This is a genomic window from Streptomyces sp. DSM 15324, from assembly GCF_001514285.1.
GTDB lineage: Bacteria > Actinomycetota > Actinomycetes > Streptomycetales > Streptomycetaceae > Streptomyces.
This window is the reverse complement of sequence record NZ_KQ949052.1, coordinates 10,011-11,303: the sequence shown is the minus strand read 5'-3', so window position 1 is coordinate 11,303 and position 1,293 is coordinate 10,011. Positions and strand designations below refer to the sequence as shown.

Here is a 1,293-nt window from a genome sequence, read left to right as displayed (position 1 = left end):
CGGCGCCTGGAGCGAAACGGGATGCTCCCGCTCGCGCCCGCCCAGGGCCTCGGCCTGCTGGACACCGCGATGGACCTGGGCGCGGGCCTGGAACGGGCCGGCGTGCTGCCGGTCCACATGGACATCGCGGCGCTCCGCCGGCGGGCACCCGAGGACGTGGCCCCGCTGCTGCGCGCCCTGGTGCGCGGTCACGGCCGCCGCAAGGCCGGGATCGGGACGGCGGGCGAGGCCACGAGCCTGCGGCAGCGGCTGCTCGCGCTCCCGGCCGGCGAGCGTGAGCGCTTCCTTCGCGGTTTCGTCTCGACGCAGGCCGCCTCGGTGCTCGGGCACCAGTCGACGCAACAGGTGGACGCGGACCACACCTTCAAGGATCTCGGCTTCGACTCGCTCACCTCGGTCGAACTGCGCAACAGGCTGAACGCGGCGACCGGCATGCGGTTCCCCGCCACGCTGGTCTTCGACTACCCGACCCCGGCCGACGTGGCCCGCTTCGCGCTCGCGGAACTGGTGGAGGACAGCGGGCCCGATGCCGTCGACACGGCGTCGGCACTGCCCGCGCCGACGAGTGTGACCGACGATCCGGTGGTGATCGTCGGGATGGCGTGCCGGTTCCCCGGTGGGGTCGGTTCGCCGGAGGATCTGTGGCGGCTGGTCAGCGAGGGCGGGGACGCCATCGGCGACTTCCCGTCCGACCGTGGCTGGGACCTCGATCGCCTCTATGACCCGGAGCCGGGTACGCCCGGTCGTACCTACGTCCGTGAGGGCGGTTTCCTCTACGACGCCGCCCTGTTCGATTCCTCGCTGTTCGGGATCTCGCCGCGTGAGGCGCTGGCGATGGACCCGCAGCAGCGGTTGCTGCTGGAGACGTCCTGGGAGGTCCTGGAGCGTGCGGGCATCGACCCGGCGACCCTGCGCGGCAGCCGTACCGGTGTCTTCGCCGGCGCCATGGCCCAGGACTACGGTTCCTTCCTCCGGTCGGGCGAGCTCGACTCGGGCGGTTACCTCATGACCGGGAACACCGGCAGTGTGGCGTCGGGTCGTATCGCGTACACGTTCGGTTTCGAGGGTCCCGCGGTGACGGTGGACACGGCGTGTTCGTCGTCGCTGGTCGCCCTGCACCTGGCGGCGCAGGCGCTGCGCTCGGGTGAGTGCGACCTGGCCCTGGCCGGTGGTGTGACCGTGATGTCCACGCCGGACACCTTCGTGGAGTTCTCGCGGCAGCGGGGTCTCGCGGTGGACGGCCGGTGCAAGGCGTTCTCGGACGGCGCGGACGGCACGGCGTGGTCGGAGGGT

At 72.2% G+C, this 1,293-nt stretch carries 1 protein-coding gene; it reads left to right on the top strand.

The window, feature by feature from the left end:
• On the top strand, positions 1-1,293 hold a 1,293-nt coding region (locus AQJ58_RS40010), incomplete at both ends, for an acyl carrier protein (RefSeq protein ID WP_324613868.1).